The sequence below is a fragment of the Neobacillus jeddahensis genome, assembly GCF_000612625.1.
Taxonomy (GTDB): domain Bacteria; phylum Bacillota; class Bacilli; order Bacillales; family Cytobacillaceae; genus Neobacillus; species Neobacillus jeddahensis.
Window position 1 is genome coordinate 19196 of sequence record NZ_CCAS010000028.1, and the last position, 20271, is coordinate 39466.

Consider the following 20271-nt stretch of genomic DNA (forward strand, 5'->3'; position numbering starts at 1 on the left):
AAAAAGGGTGGATTCAATCGAGAATCCACCCTTTTGTTACAAAATGATAGTTGCTTGCCCTTTATAAACTGCCTTTTTTTTATACATTTCTTTGTCTGCAAATTCTAGTAAGTCCTCAACCGTCATCCGTGTACCCGGCTTATAATGGTAAAACCCATGACTTGCAGAGAGTTGGAACGGTTTGTGAGAGCACATATTAAAGTCGTGAAAGGACTTCTGGATGGCATCCCATAGGCGCTGAACCTCAGCGAATGGCTTATTAATAAACACGATGATAAATTCATCCCCTCCTAAGCGGAACAGGATGTCTGTTGAAACTAGATGATTACTAATTGTTTCACAACAGGTTTTGATTAAATCATCTCCAACAGCATGTCCAAAACAATCATTGACTATTTTTAAATTATTTATATCGATATAACAAAGAATAAACTCCTGAGATTGCGGCCCGTCAGCTAATAGCTCAGCTAGAAGCTCCATTCCGCTTCTTCGGTTCTTGACGCCAGTGAGCATATCATATGAGGCATACTTGAATAACTCTGCTTCCGTCTTTTTCAAATCGGTAATATCCGTTGTATCGACTAAAATACAAGTGTGATCTAAATAATCTACCAATTCGAAATGAAGCAGTGACCATTTGCAAACATCTGCGGAGATTTGGTGTTCAATCACATAGTTTTTAATGCTTTTTTCTTCTTCAAGTCTTTGTAAAATCTCTTCCCGTTGACTAGGGTGATGAAATAGAAAATTGGCATCCATATAGTCGCTGTCCCTGAAATCGAGCTGATAATATTCGATGGCTTGGTGGTTCATCAGAACAATTTTATTATCAACTAAGCTCGTCAGGAGTAATGGCTTAGGGTTTAGATTAAACAGGCGTCGGAAACTCTCCTCCCTCTTACTAAGCTTCATTTTGTTTATATAATCATTTTTGCGTAACGAGTAAAATGCTAGGGCAATCGTGAATGAAATAACGGTGGCCCCTGTTGAGTTTACTAACATTCCTAAGTACGAAATGTGACTGGGATTCATTAGATGCAAACCAATTAGAAAAAAGAGCTGTATCCCAGCATAATAGAAAAATAAATTTTTAGGACGAATCGGGAAGATAGCCGCAACGCCCAATAGAATGATGATATAGGCATAAATGTTCCGGGTAAGTAATTGGCTGTTAATGGAAGAAACTGCACCGATCAATAAATAGAGGAGGACATAACTATTTACAACAATACCCTGAGGAACCTTTCTGTAAGAGCTGTGGTATAACCAGATAAATCCGAGAGACATGAGAAGTCCTGTCAGGTGGATTGAGGCTAGGACAAAATGGAACGTTGTGCCGCTAACATCTTTCAACAGGATAAAGTCCACAATAAAAAAAGCAGGATAGGTCAGAATTAACATATAGGAGACAAGTTTTATTCTCTTGAATAGATACTCGTAGTGATACTGATTAAATTTTTGGGCGGCAATCGGATTGGTTAATTGCCCAGTAAGTAAACTTGTAGTGAAGGATTGCATAGTCATCATCCTTTTTTCCAATTATCTAGAAAAATTCTAGCACAGATTGGGATGATTGCATAAGAAATAGTTTGAATATATCAGAGGGATTAAGTGGAAATATGTGGGCGAATCATTAACAAGCTGTTTTTTTTCAAAAATGCTATAATGATAGAGTTGTAGTGAAATTCTAGCTAAGGGGAAATGAATATGATTCTCGTCGTTGGCGGAGCTGGTTACATCGGTAGCCATCTCGTTAAGGAATTAGTTGAAAAAGAAGATGTTGTTGTGCTAGATAACCTGTCGACTGGACACCGCGAGGCCGTTGATAGCCGTGCCATTTTTGTAAAAGGGGATCTCGGGAATGTGGATGACCTCTTAATGGTTTTTAGAAGTTATCCCATAAAAGCGGTCATGCACTTTGCTGCCTACAGCTTGGTTGGCGAGTCTGTTGCTGATCCCTTGAAATATTATCAAAATAACGTTGCATCCACTATAACTTTGTTAAGAGTCATGCAGAAATTTAAGGTGAAAAACTTTATTTTCTCCTCAACAGCAGCAACCTATGGAATTCCTGACGTGGAAATCATTGATGAAGCAAGTGACACGACTCCGATCAATCCATATGGACATTCCAAATTAATGGTCGAGCAAATTCTAAGTGATCTTTCAAAATCCTACGGGCTCCATTATGTCGTACTCCGTTACTTTAATGCAGCCGGCGCTCATAAATCGGCAATGATTGGCGAAAGTCATGACCCGGAAACACACTTAATCCCTATTATCCTTCAACAGCTGTTGGGCCAACGCGAAAAGATCGCAGTCTTTGGCACAGATTATGACACAAACGATGGAACCTGTATCCGTGATTATATCCATGTCACTGATTTAGCCCATGCCCATATCCTTGCGCTCGAAGCTTTGTTGTCTGGTAAGAAATCTACGGAAACCTATAATCTAGGCAATGGTCTTGGTTATTCGGTAAAAGAAGTGATCGAGACGTGTGAAAAAGTAACCGGGATCAAGGCTAATGTGGAGATGGCGGACCGCCGGGCAGGTGATCCGGCAAGACTTGTTGCATCCTCAGAAAAGATTTATTCCGAACTTGGCTGGAAAGCAGAGCGGAATTTAGAAACGATTATTGCGGATGCCTGGAAATGGCACCAAAATCAACCATATTGATAGAAAAGCGAAATCGCCCTAAGCACTGAAGCTGGACGATTGTCAGCATTAAGTTTTCAGACCTTCTTGTTTTAGTAAAAAAGCAATGCGCCCTTTGTGAGTGCATTGCTTTTATTTGGTGTGGGGGGCAAAGTTAAACTGCTTCCTCTTCCTTTTCCTTTTCCTTTTCCAATAAGCCTACTAATTCTAATCCTCGTAGGAGGCCGTCCTCATCGACATGCTTGGTGACGTATTTGGCGACAGCTTTTACTTGATCAACCGCATTGCCCATCGCAACGCTGTTTTGAACGAATGTCAGCATTTCAATATCATTCATACCGTCACCAAAGGCATACACATCTTCAAGTGGGATATTTAAATAGCGAATTAACGCTTCGATTCCCTTAGCCTTCGAACCGCCTGCAGGTAAAACATCGACGGACAGCTCATGCCAGCGCACGAATTCAAACTGGCTAAATTTCTCGCGATACCCCGCTTGTTCCGTCTCATTACAGAAAAGCAAAGATTGATAAATATCTCTTCCTTGATAAAAGACGGGGTTGTAAAACGGCTTTTGGGCAAGTTTTAAGGAGCCCATGCCTTCCTCAATGTGGGGGTGGAACTCGATATTGGTGCACATTTGTTCATGATTTTCATAAATAAGCGGATTCTGTTGGCGCTCTGCCTCCCCTATAAGGAGCTGGAGCTCTTCCTGATCTAAGGGATTTTGATACACGGGTTTGCCATTATAAACGACATATTGGCCATTAAAACTAACAAATGAATCAATTCCTAGTTCTTCTCGGAGTTCTTTAAACATAAAGGGTGCACGACCGGTCGCAATTGCAAGCTCATGCCCCAATTCTTTCAATCTATAAATGGCTTGTTTTGTGGATAGCGGTAAGGTCTTTTCCTCTGTTAAAAGAGTACCGTCGATATCGAAAAAAATTAGCTTTTTTTTCTTCATAGTTGTTTCAATCCTTTCCTTGTGCTAACAAGAATCCATCTTCCTCTATAAAAATAAGAGTGATTCAGAACAAAATCATTTCTATTATACTCGAAATATCAATGATTACCGAAAATAAATTTAAAAGTTTATTGACAGTACAAAATATTTTTATTATTCTAAATACATAACAAATGTAATATAATATAACAAATGTGAATTTAATGTTGAAAAGTCATTACGCATAACAAATGTTTCAAGTTGCTGTTTTTTTAAGAGTATTAATGAAAGCGTTTTATTTATAGGGGGTGAGACGTAAATCTTTTCAAAGAAGATAGGGAAATGGGGAGTTCTATGAAATTAGCTATTATACTATGTGCAATTCTTATTGTTCAATACGTACTTTCACTCATTCAAATCAAATCATATAAGAAAAATATCGATAAAATCGTTAGCGATTATCGAGGAGAAGATGGCTATTTCATGTTCTCGGGGATGGAAAGAGGAAAATTCCGTCCGGGAGCAATCGCTGTTCTGGTTGTCGATCAAGACTATATCGTTCACGAATGCCACATGTTGAAAGGGATGTCGGTATTGACAAAGTTTAAACCGATCGATTCCTATAAGGGTCAACATGTCGGGGAAATCGTAAATGAGGTCCACAGTGGCAACACAGTAAAAGGAAAGAAGCGGGTCCCAGCTTTTAAAAAGGCACTTTTACAAGCGGGAGAAAATGCACTGTTAACCATATCAAAGCGAAAAATTTCGACGGAAATATAAAGGAGGGTAAATAATGGAATGGATTAAATGGTTGGGTGAACATTTCATTGGGATGTTTAATGCAGGCGGAGAAACCTTTATGGGATTATTTACAGGAATCGTTCCTACATTGGTAGTTCTTTTAACGTTTACGTATGCAGTGATGAAATTTGTCGGTGAAGATCGAGTGAGTAGAGCCATTCAGTTTGCTGCCAAGTATACCTTGCTACGCTATACACTTATGCCTATTCTTTCTGTTTTATTGTTAACAAATCCGATGGCGTATACATTTGGTCGCTTTTTACCTGAAAAACAAAAACCGGCCTTCTATGATTCTGCTGTTTCCTTCGTTCATCCGGTGACAGGATTATTCCCCTATGCGAATGCCGGTGAACTATTTGTCTATTTAGGGATCGCCAATGGTATCAAGGAGTTAGGCCTTCCCGTTGCGGATCTGGCAGTACGGTACTTTTTAGTTGGGATCGTCATTATTTTTATTAGAGGTGTAGTGACCGAGTTAATCACAAACTATTTAGCCAAAAAAGTAGAAACGGAATCATGATAGAAGGGGGAGCTTCTTGATGTCAAAACATGGTGTATTTGTATCAAAAGGATCTGGTGGTTGGGGCGTTGGCCTTTATCTAGAGCCAAATGGTAAAAAGAATAAGGTTGTATCCATTACGGGAGGAGGCATTCATCCTGTTGCCAGAAGGATTGCTGAACTAACGGGTGCAGAGGCCGTCGATGGGTTTAAAGGCTCCTATCCGGAAGAGGAAATGTTGTGCGTGGTTATTGACTGTGGTGGCACGGCCCGAATTGGTGTTTATCCAATGAAGCGGATCCCAACAGTAGATGTGTTACCATCCTCTCCTTCAGGCCCATTATCAAAATTTATTACTGAGGATATTTTTGTCTCTGGGGTAACAGAAAAGGACATTGCCTTAGCAGAAGGTCACACACAAGCAGCAGGGGCACAAGAGGCGGAAGAAGAACCGAAATTCAATACGAAAGACAAGGAAAAGTTCCAAGAAAGTTATCAACAGTTGAAGCACGAGCATGCACAAAATAATGATAATTTCTTATTAAAGTTCTCAAAAGGAATTGGAAATGTCACGGGAACCTTCTATCAAGCGGGACGTGATACGGTTGAAATGTTACTGAAAAATATTATTCCTTTTATGGCCTTCGTCAGTATGTTAATGGGGATCATTACTTATACGGGAATTGGCGATGTGATTGCCAATTCACTATCACCCCTTGCCGGTTCATTGTGGGGATTACTGGTAATTGTTATCGTTTGTACGCTGCCATTCTTATCGCCAGTATTGGGTCCAGGTGCGGTTATTGCCCAAGTTATCGGGGTATTAATCGGAAGTCAGATTGCCTTAGGAAATATTCCACCGCAATATGCACTTCCGGCCTTATTTGCTATTAATGGTCAGGTAGGCTGTGACTTTATCCCGGTTGGTTTGTCATTAGGAGAAGCAAAGCCAGAAACAGTGAGATATGGTGTCCCGGCCGTGCTTTATAGCCGCTTAATCACTGGGGTGGTCGCGGTTATCATTGCTTACTTTGCTAGCTTTGGAATGTATTAACTGGAAGTTTCTATTTCTAAAATATTCCATAATCTTATAGTGTGAATTAAGAAATCAAGCTATACTAATATAGTGGATTCATCTAGAAGGTGTAACAGCAATCATTTTAGTTAGGAAGAGGATGTTCGGTGGTTATTCTAGATAATAGAAGAATATTAGTAAAAGTGGCTCAAATGTATTATGACGAAGGGGCAACCCAATCAGAGATTGCGGAGGTAATCGGGGTCAGTCGCTCGCTGATATCAAAGTATTTGACGAAGGCGAGGGAATTGGGGATTGTGGAAATCACGATTCATGATGAAGGTCTCCACCAATTTAGTCAACTAGAGCGAAAGGTCGAGCGCCTCTATAACCTTCGGGAGGTCGTTTGTATTGAAAGTGTCGGCCAGGATTCCTCAAAAAAGCAGCTAGGAGAAGCTGTAAGTGAATTTTTACAACGGGTAATTAAGGATGGTCAAATCATTGGTTTCTCATCTGGAACAACCTTAAATGAAGTGGCAAAGGTCATTCAATCACCACAATTGTTTCCTTCCCTTACGATTGTTCCATTAGTGGGCGGCGTAGGAAATGAGCGGGTCGATATCCACTCCAATTCGATTGTTGCTAAAATTGGTGCGGCTTTTCAGTCACAATGTGAATTTCTCCACCTCCCAGTGATGGTGGATACAAAAGAGGCAAAAGAAGTGCTGATGAGACAGCCAACCATCAAAAGCACGTTTGATTTAGCTGAACAATCGAATATTGCTGTCGTGGGTATTGGCGGACGGCCAGAGCATTCGACAATGGTTCAATCCTACCTCGGTACTGACTATCAAACCATTACAGAGGACACAGAAATTGTTGGCGATATTTGCTATAACTTTATTAATAAGTTCGGCAAGCCTGTCGACAATTCTTGGAATGAACGGGTGATCGCCCTTGATCTGAGAAAATTACAGCAGATCCCACTTGTGATTGGGGTGGCCGCGGGAATCGAAAAGGTGGATGCCATTAAAGCAGCACTAGAAGGAAGTCTAATACATGTCCTCATTACCGATGAAGTGACGGCAAATGCATTGGTGGAAGGATAATACTTGATGGCTGCACCTGGAATTCAAGTGCAGCTTTTCCTTTTAGTAAATAGCAACAATGGACTTGAATCTTCCTTTACCGGAGTTTTAATTTTTGGAAAATTCATACTTGACAGAGTATTAGTGTGGGTTTAGACTGATGAAGAAGGAACAAATGATAACGCGTTTAACAAATGTGAATTTTTCAAATGTTATGCCACGCATGATAACATTTGAACTAGGTATCATTCAGGAGAGATTACTAGTTGAAAAGAATGTAAGCGTTATGAATTGAACTTATTTAGGAGGAATCTACATGTCAGTTTATCAACAGCTTTTACAACGTGAACGTGAAAATGCCCCCATTAAGGTAGGGGTAATCGGTGCGGGTCAAATGGGCTTTGGTATGATCGCACAAATTGCTAAAATATCTGGCATGATTGTGGCGGGGGTCTGCGATGTCAATGTATCCGCTGCCCAAAGAGCGGCTGATTATTATCACTCACAGGCTAGTGTAAGAAACCCTGTTATTGTCACCAATGATTATCGTGAGGTGATTCAATCACCACATGTGGAAGTAATCGTCGATGCAACGGGGGTCCCTGAAGTTGGAGCAAATATCTCGCTAGAAACATTGCGTTCCAAAAAACATCTTGTTCTATTAAATGTAGAAGTCGATATTACGATCGGTTCTGTTATGTATCAATTGTTTGATAATGCTGGATTGGTTTATTCGGGTTCTGCGGGTGATGAGCCAGCCGCCACTCTTGAATTATATGAATTTGCTAAAACAATGGGTTTAGAAGTGTTGGTTGCTGGTAAGGGGAAAAACAATAAATTAAACCCTTTGTCCAATCCTGATGTTTGTGCCGAAGAAGCAAGACAAAAACATATGAGTGCCCATATGCTCGCCGCTTTCCAAGATGGTACAAAAACAATGGCAGAAATGAACTTATTAAGTAATGCCACCGGCTTGCTTCCTGATAAAGTGGGAATGCATGGTGTATCAGCAACCGTTCAAGATGTGGCTGAAAAGTTAACCCTAAAAGAAAATGGCGGTGTGTTAGATAACTTCGGAGTGGTCGAATATGTTGACGGTCTTGCACCCGGCGTATTCGTTATTGTAAAAAGTGAACTTGAGCCAGTCGATGAAGAGCTTCGTTACTTAAAAGTAGGTAACGGGCCCCATTATACATTATACCGCCCATACCACCTTGCAAGCTTAGAAACGCCGATTACGATCGCAAAAGCAGTGTTACAGCATGATTCCTCGATTCATCCAATCGGTGCACCTATTTCTGAAACTGTTGCTGTTGCAAAACGTGATATAAAAGCGGGCGAAACATTGGATGGTATCGGTGGGTATTCAGTTCGCGGTGTACTTGAGACACATGTTGACATGAAACGTAACGGCCATATTCCAATCGGCTTGATCAGCGGAAAAGTAGTGGTGAAAAAGGATCTCAAAGTTGGGCAATTTTTAACGGTGGAGGATGTCGAACTTGACCCATCAACAACCGTTTGGAAATTAAGAGCCCTTCAGGATCAGCTTTTTCCAGTAAGCATCGAAAATCGATCGTTCGTAAGGTTATAAAGATTTTCTGTGGAGGTTATGATTGTGACGAAATCAGTTGTACAAGAAATCGGTGTTTTAGTACCAACGTTTAAAGAGGAGAAAATCGTCATTCTTTTCGGCCCGCAGGCCCCGAAGGAATTGCGAGAATTGGCGGTCATACATGAATTTGAAACGTTAACGAAGGAGCCATTAAAGGAAGGCGGCACCATTCAGTTTGGTGAAGAGTCCTTTACGATTACAGCACTTGGAACACTAGCGAACCATAACTTTGAAGAGTTAGGTCACATCTCAATTTATTTTCAAGAACCAATGGAGGAAGTGCTGCCAGGGGCTGTGTTTGCTGCCCCACATCACTTTCCAACTATTGAAGAAGGAACAATTATTACCATTAAATAAAATCGATGGTCCAAGCATGATTGCTATGAGAAACATCAAATGATTTTTACATGGATGAAAAATAACAGCGGTAGGAAAAAGGAGGAATGGGTTGGCAGAAACCTTGTCCACTTTTTTCCTTTTTTTATCCGGAAATTTCAGAAAATTACCTCATTTCACTTGACCGAAAGGGTAATAGGGGTTATGATGTTTACAAATGTAACATATAAGAACAAATGTAAAAGGAGGAAAAAGAAATGATGAAAACTTTGAAACTCCCTGAGATGATTACGGAAGAAAAGTTGAAGGATTTATATAAGCAAATGTGGACGATTCGTTATTTTGATGAGAAGGTGGATCAGTTCTTTGCCAAAGGGTTGATTCATGGAACCACTCACCTCTGTGTCGGTCAGGAGGCATCTGCTGCGGGTTCGATCGCTGTAATTGGGACAAAGGATAAAATTGTTAGTACTCACCGCGGCCATGGTCATTGCATCGCAAAAGAAGGAGACGTCAACAAAATGATGGCGGAGCTGTTCGGTCGTGTAACTGGTTATTGTAAAGGAAAAGGCGGATCGATGCACATTGCCGATGTGGAAAAAGGAAACCTTGGGGCAAATGGAATTGTCGGTGGCGGTTTACCCCTTGCAGTTGGAGCCGCCCTTACCTCGAAAATGAAAAAAGAAAACTATGTTGTCCTTTGCTTCTTTGGCGATGGAGCTTCTAATGAAGGAAGCTTTCATGAATCTGTTAACCTTGCCTCCATTTGGGATTTGCCCGTTGTCTTCATTTGTGAAAACAATCAATATGGTATGTCTGGATCAGTAAAAGAAATGACTAATATTGAAAATATTGCGGATCGTGCTGACGCATATGGAATCCCTGGCAAGGTTGTAGATGGACTTGATATGGTTGAAATTATGAATACAGTCGACGAAGCCGTACAACGTGCACGGAATGGTTTTGGACCATCCTTAATCGAAATGAAAACATACCGCTGGAAGGGTCACTCCAAAAGTGATGCCAAAAAATATCGGACGCGTGAAGAGGAAAATGAGTGGAGAGCAAAGGATGGCATTAAGCGCTTTAAAGAGTTCTTGAAGAGTGAAGGGGTTCTCAACGAAGAAGAGGCAAAACAGCTACAGGATGCGGCCCTTGCAGAAATTGAGGAGGCCGTGAGGTTTGCAGAAAACAGCCCTGAACCATCGATCGATAGTTTACTAGAGGATCTATACGCTTAAATAAAGGAGGAGAACAGAATGGCGACAAGAGAAATTACGTATTTAGAAGCGGTTAGGGAAGCGATGAGCCAGGAGATGCGGCAAAATGAGGATGTCTTTATCCTGGGTGAAGATATTGGCGTATACGGCGGGGCGTTCGGTGTTACCCGTGGTATGATCGAAGAATTTGGACCAGAGAGGGTGCGCAATACCCCTATATCGGAGGCAGCTATTGCCGGTGCAGCGATCGGAGCGGCGTTAACAGGCATGCGACCGATCTTAGAATTGCAATTCTCAGACTTTATCACCATCGCGATGGACCAAATGGTTAACCAGGCCGCAAAAACACGCTATATGTTTGGCGGAAAAGGAAAAGTTCCTATGGTGTTACGGACTCCAGCCGGCTCGGGAACAGGCGCAGCCGCCCAGCATTCCCAAAGCTTAGAGGCGTGGATGGCCCATATCCCAGGCTTAAAAGTCGTGCAGCCGTCTACGGCCTATGATGTGAAAGGGTTATTGAAGGCGGCAATGGACGATGACAATCCCGTTATTTTTTACGAGCATAAATTATTGTACAAAACATCCGCTGAAGTACCGGAAGAACCCTACTCCATTGAAATTGGCAAGGCAGATATCAAACGCGAAGGAACAGATGTGACCGTTGTCGCTACGGCAATCATGGTCCATAAAGCACTTGAGGCAGCTGCACAACTTGAAAAAGAAGGCATTAGCGTCGAGGTGATCGATCCTCGGACGATTGTCCCACTTGATAAGGAGACGATTATTGATTCAGTGAAAAAGACCGGTCGGTTAATTGTGGTCCATGAAGCCGTACGCCGCGGCGGCATCGGTGGGGAAATTGCCAGCATGGTAGCAGAAAGTGAAGCGTTTGATTATTTGGACGCACCGATTAAACGTCTTGGTGGAAAAGAGGTACCGATTCCTTACAACCCTAATTTAGAAAAAGCCGCTATTCCTCAAGTGCCAGACATCCTCGCCGCTGTAAGAGAAACAGTCAAGTATAAATAACAAGGAGGGCTTAACCGTGGCAAAGGAAATTTTTATGCCAAAGCTTAGTAGCACGATGGAAGTAGGTACTCTCCTTCAGTGGTTGAAAGAGGAAGGGGAAAGCGTTGAGATTGGCGAACCGCTTTTTGAAATTATGACTGATAAAATTAATATCGAAGTGGAAGCGTATGACGCGGGTATATTGTTAAAAAAGTATGTCGAAGTCGATGATCAAGTACCGGTCAATCAAATTATTGGTTATATCGGTGTTGCGGATGAAACCATCCCTGATGTTTCACCAGGTATATCTGGTACTGAAGAAGTGGGGATGAAGCATCAAGCTGTATCTGCAGAAACTTCTAGTCTTGTTGAAGTAAGCGCTGACAATAATCAGCAGACAGAAAAGCCACGTGCCACTCCAGCAGCCCGTAAGCTTGCCAGAGTGAATCAATTAACTTTAACAGCTATAAAAGGAAGTGGCCCAAATGGCCGTGTGCATAGGAAGGATGTCATTGCTGTGTTGGAAGGAGCAACGACTTCACCAAAGGCGACACCATTGGCACGGAAGCTGGCAGCTGGCGAACAAATTGATTTAGCAGCTGTGACAGGCAGCGGGATCAACGGGAAAATCACAAAAATGGATGTCGTTGCCTCAACACCTAAAAAAGAGACCATTCCTGTTCCAGCAACACGAAAGAAAATGTCTGGCATGCGAAAGGTGATTGCGGAACGGATGGCACATAGTGCATACACTGCTCCACACGTCACATTGACGACAGATGTGGACATGACAAAGGTGAAGGAGCTTCGCGCCTCCCTTTTACCAATCGTCGAGAAGCAAACAGATCTACGTTTATCCTATACAGAAGTGTTAATCAAGGCTTCAGCTGCAGCCCTTTCCCGTCATCCAGAAGTGAATGTATCGATTGAAGGAGACGAAATCCTTCAGCACGAACACATTCATATTGGACTGGCGGTGGCTGTACCTGGTGGTTTAATGGTACCAGTTGTGAAGGATGTTCTTAGGAAGGGATTGGCGGAGCTTACCCAAGCAGCAAAGGAAATTGGGCAGCGGGCCCGGGAAAATAAATTACTCCCTGAGCAGTTGAAAGGCTCTACGTTTACGATTAGCAATCTTGGCATGTATGCAATAGATGCGTTTACGCCAATCATTAACCAGCCTGAAAGTGCCATTCTCGGCGTAGGTCGAATTCTCGATAAACCAGTGGCGATCAATGGCGCACTTGAAATCCGTCCGATGATGACACTCAGCCTATCCTTTGACCATCGTGCCATTGACGGTGCACCGGCAGCTGCTTTTTTAACTGAACTGAAACAAATTCTTGAAAATCCATTTGAATTACTTGTGTAAGGAGGTGAACGAGTTGAAACCATCCTATGAAATAGTCGTGATAGGTGGAGGTCCTGGCGGTTACGTGGCTGCCCTTCATGCAGCCGAACTTGGCAAAAGAACTGCCCTGATTGAGGCTGACTTTCTCGGTGGGACTTGTTTAAATCGAGGCTGTATTCCATCTAAAACGTATTTAAAGCATGCGGAAATCATTGAACAGATTGAAAAGGCAAGAGACTGGGGAATTGAGACCGGTCCCTTGACCCTTTCATTCGATAAAATGAAAAAACGAAAAAATGATGTGATTGAGCGGTTACGCGCCGGGATCGCCTTTTTACTAAAACAGGGTAAGATTGATGTCTACAACGGGTACGGTTTCCTTTTTCCAGACGGGGTTGTCAAGGTCAAAACAGCAGCTGGTGAGGAGATCCTTCAGGCCGAAAAGGTCATCGTTGCTACGGGGTCGACGCCTGCAGTACCACCCATCCCTGGACTTGCTTCAGTAAAGTATGACACGAGTGATACGATTTTTGATCTACCAGCAATTCCGCAATCGGTACTCATCATCGGAGGCGGTGTGATAGGCGTCGAATTTGCGACCATTTTTGCCTCGTTGAAGGCAGAGGTGACGATCGTGGAGGCGGCTGATCAGATTGTGCCAACCGAGGATGCGGATGCCGCTAAATTGTTGGCAAGGAGTTTGAAGAAGAAAGGAATAAAGCTTCATCTCGGCGCCAAGGTGCTGGAGGTACAAGAAGCAGCTGACCGGAAGACGGTTATAGGCGTGGATGCAAAGGGAAATAGGTTAACCTTATCGGCAGAGACGCTACTTGTCAGCACGGGCCGACGTCCAAATGTGACGGCAGTAAGCGCGGTAAACTTAGAGCAAGAAGGGCCTTTTATTAAGGTGAATAAGCAAATGCAGACCAGTATGCCAAATGTGTACGCTGTTGGCGATGTGATTGGCGGCTGGCAGCTTGCCCATGCTGCCAGTGCTGAAGGGGTAGTTGCTGCCAATAATGCAGCCGGAATCACCGACCAAATCGATTACAGCGTGATGCCGCGCTGTATTTATACACTTCCAGAGATTGCCTCTGTAGGATTATCGGAAGAAGAGGCCAAAAAGCAGGGGATCGAGGTGCGCATTGAAAAATTTGATTTTGCGGGAAGCGGAAAGGCCTTGAGTGCCGGAGAACCAGATGGTTTCACAAAAGTGATTTACGAGGAGAAATACGGTGAAATCATTGGTGTGGTCATGGTCGGTTCGCATGTAACAGAAATGATTTCTGAAGCATCGGCATTTATGTATCTAGAAGGAACGATTGAGGAAGCGGCAAAAATGATCCATCCGCACCCAACGATTTCTGAAACCTTTTTTGAAGCCGCTGTGAAGGCTGTACACCAGCTAAAAAGGAAGGGGAAGCCGGTAAAGCAGTATGCTAATCCGATTGAACAAGTGTTTTGATTTAGAAATGGGGATGGGATCCGTTTTGTTTAGTGCTGGGGACAAGAGCCTCGGCGCTTTTCTATTTAGTATTAGATTTACTTATTTCGACAAGGAGGATTCTAGCTCCCCCTTATCGAAATGTGAACATGGACAATTCTTAGTCACTAAGGATGATTTTGGAAACCGTATCGTGTAAAATAAGGATAGACAAAAAATGGATTTTACCGACGTGTCGTGAGGAGATGGATTCGTGGAGTGGCAAGAAAAGAGGCAGTTGGTGAAAGTCTCCAGCATGTATTATAAGGATGGCTGGACGCAAGCCGAAATTGCTAATAAATTAGGTGTATCAAGACCCGTCATATCCAAATTGCTGCAAAAAGCAAAGGATGAAGGGATTGTAAATATTTATATAAAAGATGAAACAGTTAGAACCGTGGAACTCGAACAGCAGCTAGAAAAACGTTTCGGATTGAACGATGCCATTGTGGTGCCGAATAGCGGTCAATCGAGAGAAATAGTAAAACGGGCCGTAGGGCTGGCCGGTGCCAACTATATTTCGCATAATATGAAGGGTGTCCAAAGGATTGGGATTTCATGGGGGCGGACACTTGCTGCTCTCGTTCAAGAATATCCATATGAGCGAAGAGACGAAATTAAGATTGTCCCATTGGAAGGGGGGATGGGTGTTAAGGAAGTTGAAATTCATGCGAACCAACTAGCCAACGAATTCGCGAAGAAAATTAACGGTACTTGCACCTATCTATATGCCCCGGCGATTGTCGAGACAGAAGAGCTGAGGGAACGGTTAATGGCCATGCAGGATATTGAGACGGTTTTAGAAAGTGGCAGGCAGGTCGACCTTGCCCTGATCGGCATTGGCAATCCCTTTAACGATTCCACTTTAATGAAGATTGGGTATTTGACAGAAGAGGATGTGAGCCATCTCCGTGAATTGGGAGCTGTCGGCGATATTGGCTTTCGTTTTTTTGACGAACAGGGCGAGCAAATCAGTGATCCAACAAGCAATAAAATCATCGGGATTACCTTGGACGAATTAAAGGGAATCCAAAAAGTGGTTGCCGTTGTCGAAGGGGAACAAAAAGCAGAAAGTGTACTCGGTGCATTAAGAGGTCAGTTTATAAACGTGCTGATCGTCGATGAACAAATGGCAAGTGCAATTTTAAAGAAGGTTAAGGAGTAATGGCCTTTATATTTTTTTAAAAATATTGAAAAAAACTTGAGTTTATACTGGTACTTGTTTAACAATTTTAATTAATATATATAGTAGAGGATATATAAAATCAAGGTTCATTAGTAAATACTAAGAAATCAGTGTTATGTCCTACAATCAGAGAGTTTGTGAACTATTTGTAAAGGAGAAGACCTATATGAAAATTTCAGAAATAGATGTCACCCTTTATTGCTCACATTGTCATGATGAAACCTTGCATCATGTTCAATATTTAAACGATAAGATTCAAAGCATTGATTGTACAAACTGCCGCCGTACAATCGAGACGGAAATGAACCCGATGAGGGAACTATATAAGGAAGTTTATAAGCGTGTTACGTCAAAACCAACAAGATTAACCGATGAATACAAAACCGATCACGGGAAATTTATCGAAGGATTTCCAAAGCGAGTCCTAAGTAAACCGTTAAGGCTTGTAAAGTACTTAAATGAGACGAAGGAAGCCTTGAAAAAAATCAATAAAAAGGTTCAATAAATATAGACATGGGGTTAGGTGCCTGACACTCGGAACAGTGAGCAGAATCCCTGTCTTTTTTTATGGCTAGCGTTGAATTTTGATTTGGGAATGGGTCCATTTTATGTTTCTTGATTCTCGTGGAGGAAGCAGCGAAGAAATCGTCTAAAACCAATCTATTGGGGGGAGCGGTAAATATGGAAGGGAAAAATAATGAATATAAGGCCGAATTCTCGAATATAGAACGTCTCAATGAACGTCTCAAATTGACGTTAGCTTTTAGTAAGAGATTGCAATTGTCGACAGCAGTTTGTTATCTAAGATTCCATATTCCACTCGAGTTATTACATCAGAAGGATGTTGAAATAGAAACCATCTTAATGAGCAAAATGATTACCAGACTTAACCGGTCTATTAGGGACATTGATACGATCATACGAGTGAATCGTACTGATTTTATCCTGGTGATCGCAGATATTACGGAGGATGATTGCAGGGTAATCTGCGAGCGAATTATCCAAGCCTGTTCTGAGCGGTATACTGTTGATTTCCATCATGTTTCGATAACAAGTAATATAGGAATCTGCATGTATCCGTATGGAGCCGAGGAGCCACATACATTAAAGGAAACGGCGAAAGTGCAAATGATGGAAGCAGAAAAGAGCGGGGAGAATTGCTTTTCCTTTTTCAATGGGGAGTTGAACGAAGCCGCTTACCGGAAGATGTTGATTGAAAATGACCTTCCGTATGCCCTGAAAAAAGGACAGCTCTATGTTCAATATCAGCCTCAGTACCATTTAGGGCAACGGAGGATTATCGGTGTAGAAGCCTTGATCCGTTGGCATCATCCAGACTTAGGAGAGATTTCACCTGCTGAATTTATTAACTATGCGGAGGAGACGGGCATAGGGAATAGCTTATTTTACTGGGTGTTTGAAACAGTTTGTCAACAAATTGCTAGTGAGCAGAATGTGCCGCTGAAATATTCGATCAATCTGTCGGTTAATCAACTGTTGCTGGATTCTCTCTTACTAAGAATCTCCAATCTACTTAGCCAATACGCGGTTTCCGCATCGCAATTAACATTAGAAATCACTGAAAATATTGAGGTTTATACGGTGAAAGATGTTAATGAACGGTTGTATTCGTTGAAGGAAATGGGATTTACGATTGCTTTGGACGATTTTGGAAATGGTTATTTCTCAATCTCTGATTTTCTGAAGCTTCCTATCGATTATCTTAAGCTAGATCGAAATTTTGTTTTTAGCTTATTGAAAAATAAAAACCATGTCGGCGTTATTTCACCAATTATTCAGATGGCCCATAATTTAAATGTGCAGGTGATTATTGAAGGCATTGAGGATGCACAACAATATAGGGAATGGAAAAACCTAAACTGTGATATTATTCAAGGATATTTTATTAGTAGGCCTTTATCTTCTGTAGTTTTGACTGCTTCCATTGCAAAAATTGAAGCCAGAGTCGAAGAAAAGTCTTAGGAACCAGATCTATTTATAAAGCTCGGTTTTTTTATCCTTCAGGTTCGTAGTTTTATGGCTTTCGAATCTACTGATTTTATGGATTTTTAACAGTAGTTAAAAAGGAATCTATTTTCACATACTTTTCACTTATTTGTTCCGAAGTTGTGCCGTAACTTTTGACTATACTGAGGGTGTAATCAGGACAAGTGAAGAGAGAGGATGATAGTGATGAAAAAGGGCTTAATTGCAGGACTTGGAACGCTCATATTGTTAGGTGGAGGTGTATATGGGATTCACAGTGTTTCTGCAGCTGGTGACCAACAAGTGATAGAGGCAAATGGAATGGGTAATCATCTTGGCAATCGGTTGGATATGCTCAGCCAATTTAAAGATCAAATTCACCAAGTCAATCAATTGAGGGAAGATCGGCTAGATCTTAGAAAACAGGCGATTGTAAAAAAAGATATGCTAGTGGATCTATTGATAGCAGCTAAAAATAGCGGGTCTAAAGAGAACTTCAAACAAGCAAAAGAGATTAAAAAGCAACTCAAAACATTAAACGAGCAACTGAAACCTTTGTTAACAGAGGGGAAAGATGAGCGAAAGGCTTTAAAAGAAGCGATGAAAAAGGGTGAGGGCAGTGACCAATTTACGAAGCTATTGGCTACACAGCAGCAGGTGAATGCGAAATTAAAGGAGAAATTGACAGAGCTAGATAAGCTCATTGATCTATTGAAATAGGGAGACTTCGTAAGAGGAGATAGTGTTGAAGAGCTATCTTCTCTTTTTTATAAGATAAGAAAGTATAAATTTTGACTTTGAGAATTGTCCAGCTCCAGGCGCCATCGGCTCGAGGTCACAAGCCAATCCGACCAAAAGGTTAAAGAACAACCTTTCGGCCGGCTCGTCTTGTGCTTGTCGCCGATAGGCGGGCGCCTTGCGCTTTTCCTATAAGCCTTCCAATTAGTATAGCGTACCTGTCTTCTCCTTACGGCTCGCCAATCGGCTAGTTTTCTTTATATAATGGGAACGAGGTGATCTGGTGATGAAGCATATTTTTGTCGTGGATGATGAAAAAAACATCCGTGATATTTTGCAAAAATACATAGAAAATGAAGGCTATAAGATAACTCTTTTTTCAGATGGGAAGAATGTTTATCAAGAGATGCTGCGCTTAAAGCCAGATTTACTGATTATTGATATTATGCTGCCCCATATTGATGGTCTAGAGCTTTGTAAGGAAATAAGGAAATCAAGCGATATACCCATTATTTTTGTTTCGGCACGTGATGGCGAGTTTGACCGGATTTTGGGGTTGGAGCTTGGCGGCGATGATTACTTGACGAAGCCTTTTAGTCCAAGAGAGCTGATGGTACGAATCAAGAATTTGTTTAAACGAATGGAAAAAGCAAGCGATTGTCTGAAGCAAACAATTATCATTCGGGATATAACCATTGACCTCGAGCGGCGTTACATAGAAAAGGATGGTCTAGAAATTAAATTGACAACTAAAGAGTACGAATTATTCGTCTTTTTGGCACGAAATATAGGAAAACCTTTTACAAGAGAAGATCTGCTAGGGTTTATCTGGGGGTATGAATTTGCTGGGGACGGGCGATTGATCGATGACCTTGTCAAACGGGTGCGGAAAAAGCTTGAAATGCATCAGTCTTCAGTTGAGCTTTCCACCATTTGGGGCTATGGGTATAGGTTGGATGAATAGCATGAAGATTGGCACAAAGCTCCTATTGACATATTTTTTACTAATCATCAGTATTTTTTTACTAACTAGCTTGTCCTTCCGCTTTATTTCCCAGAGTTATTTAATTCATGAAACGGAGGCTCAGCTACAGAAAGAGGCAAAAGTGGTTAGTCAATTACTCGGCAAATCCGTTCTATCGAGTGCTACAGTGAAAGATAGGCTAACGAATCGAAAGGCACTTGCTGTCTCGGAGCGATTAATGTCTTCGAAATTGATCATATGGAGCAGTGAGCGGGAGGTCATTTATACAGATTTGAATGATCCGGCCTTGATTGATATGAAATTTGGGCAAGGCAACAGGAGAAAATTTGTTTTTGAAACAGTTACGATTTCGAATAAAAATGGTAAGACACTTGGATATGTTACATTGGTGGCGCATCTGGAGGAGTTGCAGGAAGTCAATAAGTTGATGCGAAGGTCGCAGCTCATCAGTTTAGCTATTTCAGGTTTAATCGCCGTGGTATTGGGGCTATTTTTCAAACGGGAACTGACGCGGCCAATTCAAAGGTTGGCGGAGCATATGAAACATTTTTCTCTTAAGGTGCGAACTGATGAGATTGATCTCCAATCGAGGGATGAAATTGGGGAGTTAGCAGAAAGCTTCAATCTCTTATCCCATAAACTCAGGCAATATGATGAGGACCAGAAGTTATTTTTTCAGAATGCTTCGCATGAATTGAAAACCCCTTTGATGGCGATTCAGGGCAATGCAGAGGGAATTCTGGATGGAGTGGTGGTAGGCGAGAATGTGGAGCGGAGCTTGAACGTAATTATTGTCGAAAGCCAACGCTTGAAACAAATTGTTGAGGGGATTACCTACTTAGCTAGGCTTGAGGGGATGGAAGATAGCTTCAGGTTTGGTGTGACATCACTTGAAGAAGTAATTCGAGCTGCCATTCAAAGTGTTATGGTTGTTGCTGATCAGAGGGGAATCAACATAGTCATCGACAATCAGCTAATGGGTAAAGTGACATTAGACAAAGAGAAATTGACGCGTGCTTTAATTAACTTATTAGGGAATGCCATTCGTTACGCGGAGACAGCAGTTTTGGTAAAATGTTACCATGAGAACAAGAAAATGATGATCGAGATAATCGATGATGGACAAGGATTTTCTCCAGGCGAGGAGGAAAAAGTGTTTAACCGATTTTATAGTGGTGAGGCTGGGGGTTCAGGAATTGGACTTGCGATAACGAAGGCTATTATAGAGGGACATGGTGGGTCCATCATGGCTTATAATGGGGAGATCGAGGGTGCTGTTTTTAAAACAAGTATTCCGATGTAACCATGTCTAATACTATCAGGTATGTTATAATCATTTTGATTATTGTCTATTTA

At 41.8% G+C, this 20271-nt stretch carries 19 protein-coding genes; 17 read left to right on the plus strand and 2 right to left on the minus strand.

Annotated elements, in window-relative coordinates; translation table 11 throughout:
- Positions 1-36: 36 nt before the first annotated feature.
- Complete coding sequence (locus TY15_RS13315) at positions 37-1518, minus strand: sensor domain-containing diguanylate cyclase (protein WP_052353773.1); 1482 nt, start codon at positions 1516-1518, stop codon at positions 37-39.
- Positions 1519-1707: 189 nt separating this feature from the next.
- On the opposite strand from TY15_RS13315, the gene galE reads away from it, so the two are divergent.
- The gene (galE, locus tag TY15_RS13320) at positions 1708-2679 is read left to right on the plus strand and encodes a UDP-glucose 4-epimerase GalE (RefSeq protein WP_040203151.1); all 972 of its coding nucleotides are present in this window, start codon (positions 1708-1710) and stop codon (positions 2677-2679) included.
- A gap of 133 nt (positions 2680-2812) precedes the next feature.
- Here the strand turns inward: galE and TY15_RS13325 are convergent, their stop codons facing one another.
- Positions 2813-3625: a Cof-type HAD-IIB family hydrolase gene (locus tag TY15_RS13325; protein WP_040203152.1), complete on the minus strand. Its 813-nt coding sequence runs from the start codon at positions 3623-3625 to the stop codon at positions 2813-2815.
- Positions 3626-3958: 333 nt separating this feature from the next.
- Here TY15_RS13325 and TY15_RS13330 point away from each other — a divergent pair, with 333 nt between their 5' ends.
- The 16 genes from TY15_RS13330 to TY15_RS13415 all read left to right on the plus strand — a co-directional run bounded on the left by TY15_RS13330 (position 3959) and on the right by TY15_RS13415 (position 20218).
- Positions 3959-4384 carry a transcriptional regulator GutM gene (locus TY15_RS13330; protein WP_040203179.1) on the plus strand — a complete coding sequence of 142 codons (426 nt, stop codon included), beginning with the start codon at positions 3959-3961 and terminating at the stop codon, positions 4382-4384.
- A gap of 13 nt (positions 4385-4397) precedes the next feature.
- The gene (gene srlA, locus TY15_RS13335; RefSeq protein ID WP_040203154.1) at positions 4398-4925 is read left to right on the plus strand and encodes a PTS glucitol/sorbitol transporter subunit IIC; all 528 of its coding nucleotides are present in this window, start codon (positions 4398-4400) and stop codon (positions 4923-4925) included.
- A gap of 19 nt (positions 4926-4944) precedes the next feature.
- Complete coding sequence (srlE, locus tag TY15_RS13340; protein ID WP_040203155.1) at positions 4945-5958, plus strand: PTS glucitol/sorbitol transporter subunit IIB; 1014 nt, start codon at positions 4945-4947, stop codon at positions 5956-5958.
- 128 nt (positions 5959-6086) lie between these two features.
- Positions 6087-7028, plus strand: coding sequence for a sugar-binding transcriptional regulator (locus tag TY15_RS13345; RefSeq protein WP_040203156.1), 942 nt, complete (start codon positions 6087-6089; stop codon positions 7026-7028).
- Between the two features lie 295 nt (positions 7029-7323).
- On the plus strand, positions 7324-8601 hold the full coding sequence (locus TY15_RS13350) for an NAD(P)H-dependent oxidoreductase (RefSeq protein ID WP_042374811.1): 1278 nt from the start codon (positions 7324-7326) through the stop codon (positions 8599-8601).
- A gap of 24 nt (positions 8602-8625) precedes the next feature.
- Complete coding sequence (locus tag TY15_RS13355; RefSeq protein WP_198138245.1) at positions 8626-8979, plus strand: PTS glucitol/sorbitol transporter subunit IIA; 354 nt, start codon at positions 8626-8628, stop codon at positions 8977-8979.
- A gap of 236 nt (positions 8980-9215) precedes the next feature.
- On the plus strand, positions 9216-10199 hold the full coding sequence (locus TY15_RS13365) for a thiamine pyrophosphate-dependent dehydrogenase E1 component subunit alpha (RefSeq protein ID WP_040203162.1): 984 nt from the start codon (positions 9216-9218) through the stop codon (positions 10197-10199).
- 18 nt (positions 10200-10217) lie between these two features.
- Positions 10218-11207: an alpha-ketoacid dehydrogenase subunit beta gene (locus tag TY15_RS13370; protein WP_040203164.1), complete on the plus strand. Its 990-nt coding sequence runs from the start codon at positions 10218-10220 to the stop codon at positions 11205-11207.
- Between the two features lie 16 nt (positions 11208-11223).
- Positions 11224-12558, plus strand: a complete 1335-nt coding sequence (locus tag TY15_RS13375; RefSeq protein ID WP_040203166.1) for a dihydrolipoamide acetyltransferase family protein — start codon at positions 11224-11226, stop codon at positions 12556-12558.
- Between the two features lie 13 nt (positions 12559-12571).
- A complete protein-coding gene (lpdA, locus tag TY15_RS13380) occupies positions 12572-14002 on the plus strand; it encodes a dihydrolipoyl dehydrogenase (protein WP_042374812.1) in 1431 nt (476 codons plus the stop codon).
- Positions 14003-14276: 274 nt separating this feature from the next.
- Positions 14277-15185: a sugar-binding transcriptional regulator gene (locus TY15_RS13390; protein WP_042374854.1), complete on the plus strand. Its 909-nt coding sequence runs from the start codon at positions 14277-14279 to the stop codon at positions 15183-15185.
- Positions 15186-15372: 187 nt separating this feature from the next.
- Positions 15373-15711, plus strand: a complete 339-nt coding sequence (locus TY15_RS13395) for a hypothetical protein (protein WP_040203172.1) — start codon at positions 15373-15375, stop codon at positions 15709-15711.
- Positions 15712-15887: 176 nt separating this feature from the next.
- Positions 15888-17189 (plus strand): putative bifunctional diguanylate cyclase/phosphodiesterase, encoded by a 1302-nt coding sequence (locus TY15_RS13400; RefSeq protein ID WP_040203173.1) that lies wholly within the window; start codon positions 15888-15890, stop codon positions 17187-17189.
- 210 nt (positions 17190-17399) lie between these two features.
- Positions 17400-17912 (plus strand): hypothetical protein, encoded by a 513-nt coding sequence (locus TY15_RS13405; RefSeq protein ID WP_040203175.1) that lies wholly within the window; start codon positions 17400-17402, stop codon positions 17910-17912.
- Between the two features lie 304 nt (positions 17913-18216).
- Positions 18217-18894 (plus strand): response regulator transcription factor, encoded by a 678-nt coding sequence (locus tag TY15_RS13410; RefSeq protein ID WP_040204271.1) that lies wholly within the window; start codon positions 18217-18219, stop codon positions 18892-18894.
- Between the two features lies 1 nt (position 18895).
- The gene (locus tag TY15_RS13415) at positions 18896-20218 is read left to right on the plus strand and encodes a sensor histidine kinase (RefSeq protein WP_040204270.1); all 1323 of its coding nucleotides are present in this window, start codon (positions 18896-18898) and stop codon (positions 20216-20218) included.
- Positions 20219-20271 lie beyond the last annotated feature (53 nt).

Excerpts from the sequence above, each read along its gene's own strand:
- TY15_RS13315 (WP_052353773.1), bottom strand. The coding sequence starts at position 1,518 with ATGCAATCCTTCACTACAAGTTTACTTACTGGGCAATTAACCAATCCG.
- galE (WP_040203151.1), top strand. The coding sequence starts at position 1,708 with ATGATTCTCGTCGTTGGCGGAGCTGGTTACATCGGTAGCCATCTCGTT.
- TY15_RS13325 (WP_040203152.1), bottom strand. The coding sequence starts at position 3,625 with ATGAAGAAAAAAAAGCTAATTTTTTTCGATATCGACGGTACTCTTTTA.
- TY15_RS13330 (WP_040203179.1), top strand. The coding sequence starts at position 3,959 with ATGAAATTAGCTATTATACTATGTGCAATTCTTATTGTTCAATACGTA.
- srlA (WP_040203154.1), top strand. The coding sequence starts at position 4,398 with ATGGAATGGATTAAATGGTTGGGTGAACATTTCATTGGGATGTTTAAT.
- srlE (WP_040203155.1), top strand. The coding sequence starts at position 4,945 with ATGTCAAAACATGGTGTATTTGTATCAAAAGGATCTGGTGGTTGGGGC.
- TY15_RS13350 (WP_042374811.1), top strand. The coding sequence starts at position 7,324 with ATGTCAGTTTATCAACAGCTTTTACAACGTGAACGTGAAAATGCCCCC.
- TY15_RS13365 (WP_040203162.1), top strand. The coding sequence starts at position 9,216 with ATGATGAAAACTTTGAAACTCCCTGAGATGATTACGGAAGAAAAGTTG.
- TY15_RS13370 (WP_040203164.1), top strand. The coding sequence starts at position 10,218 with ATGGCGACAAGAGAAATTACGTATTTAGAAGCGGTTAGGGAAGCGATG.
- TY15_RS13390 (WP_042374854.1), top strand. The coding sequence starts at position 14,277 with ATGTATTATAAGGATGGCTGGACGCAAGCCGAAATTGCTAATAAATTA.
- TY15_RS13395 (WP_040203172.1), top strand. The coding sequence starts at position 15,373 with ATGAAAATTTCAGAAATAGATGTCACCCTTTATTGCTCACATTGTCAT.
- TY15_RS13400 (WP_040203173.1), top strand. The coding sequence starts at position 15,888 with ATGGAAGGGAAAAATAATGAATATAAGGCCGAATTCTCGAATATAGAA.
- TY15_RS13405 (WP_040203175.1), top strand. The coding sequence starts at position 17,400 with ATGAAAAAGGGCTTAATTGCAGGACTTGGAACGCTCATATTGTTAGGT.
- TY15_RS13410 (WP_040204271.1), top strand. The coding sequence starts at position 18,217 with ATGAAGCATATTTTTGTCGTGGATGATGAAAAAAACATCCGTGATATT.
- TY15_RS13415 (WP_040204270.1), top strand. The coding sequence starts at position 18,896 with ATGAAGATTGGCACAAAGCTCCTATTGACATATTTTTTACTAATCATC.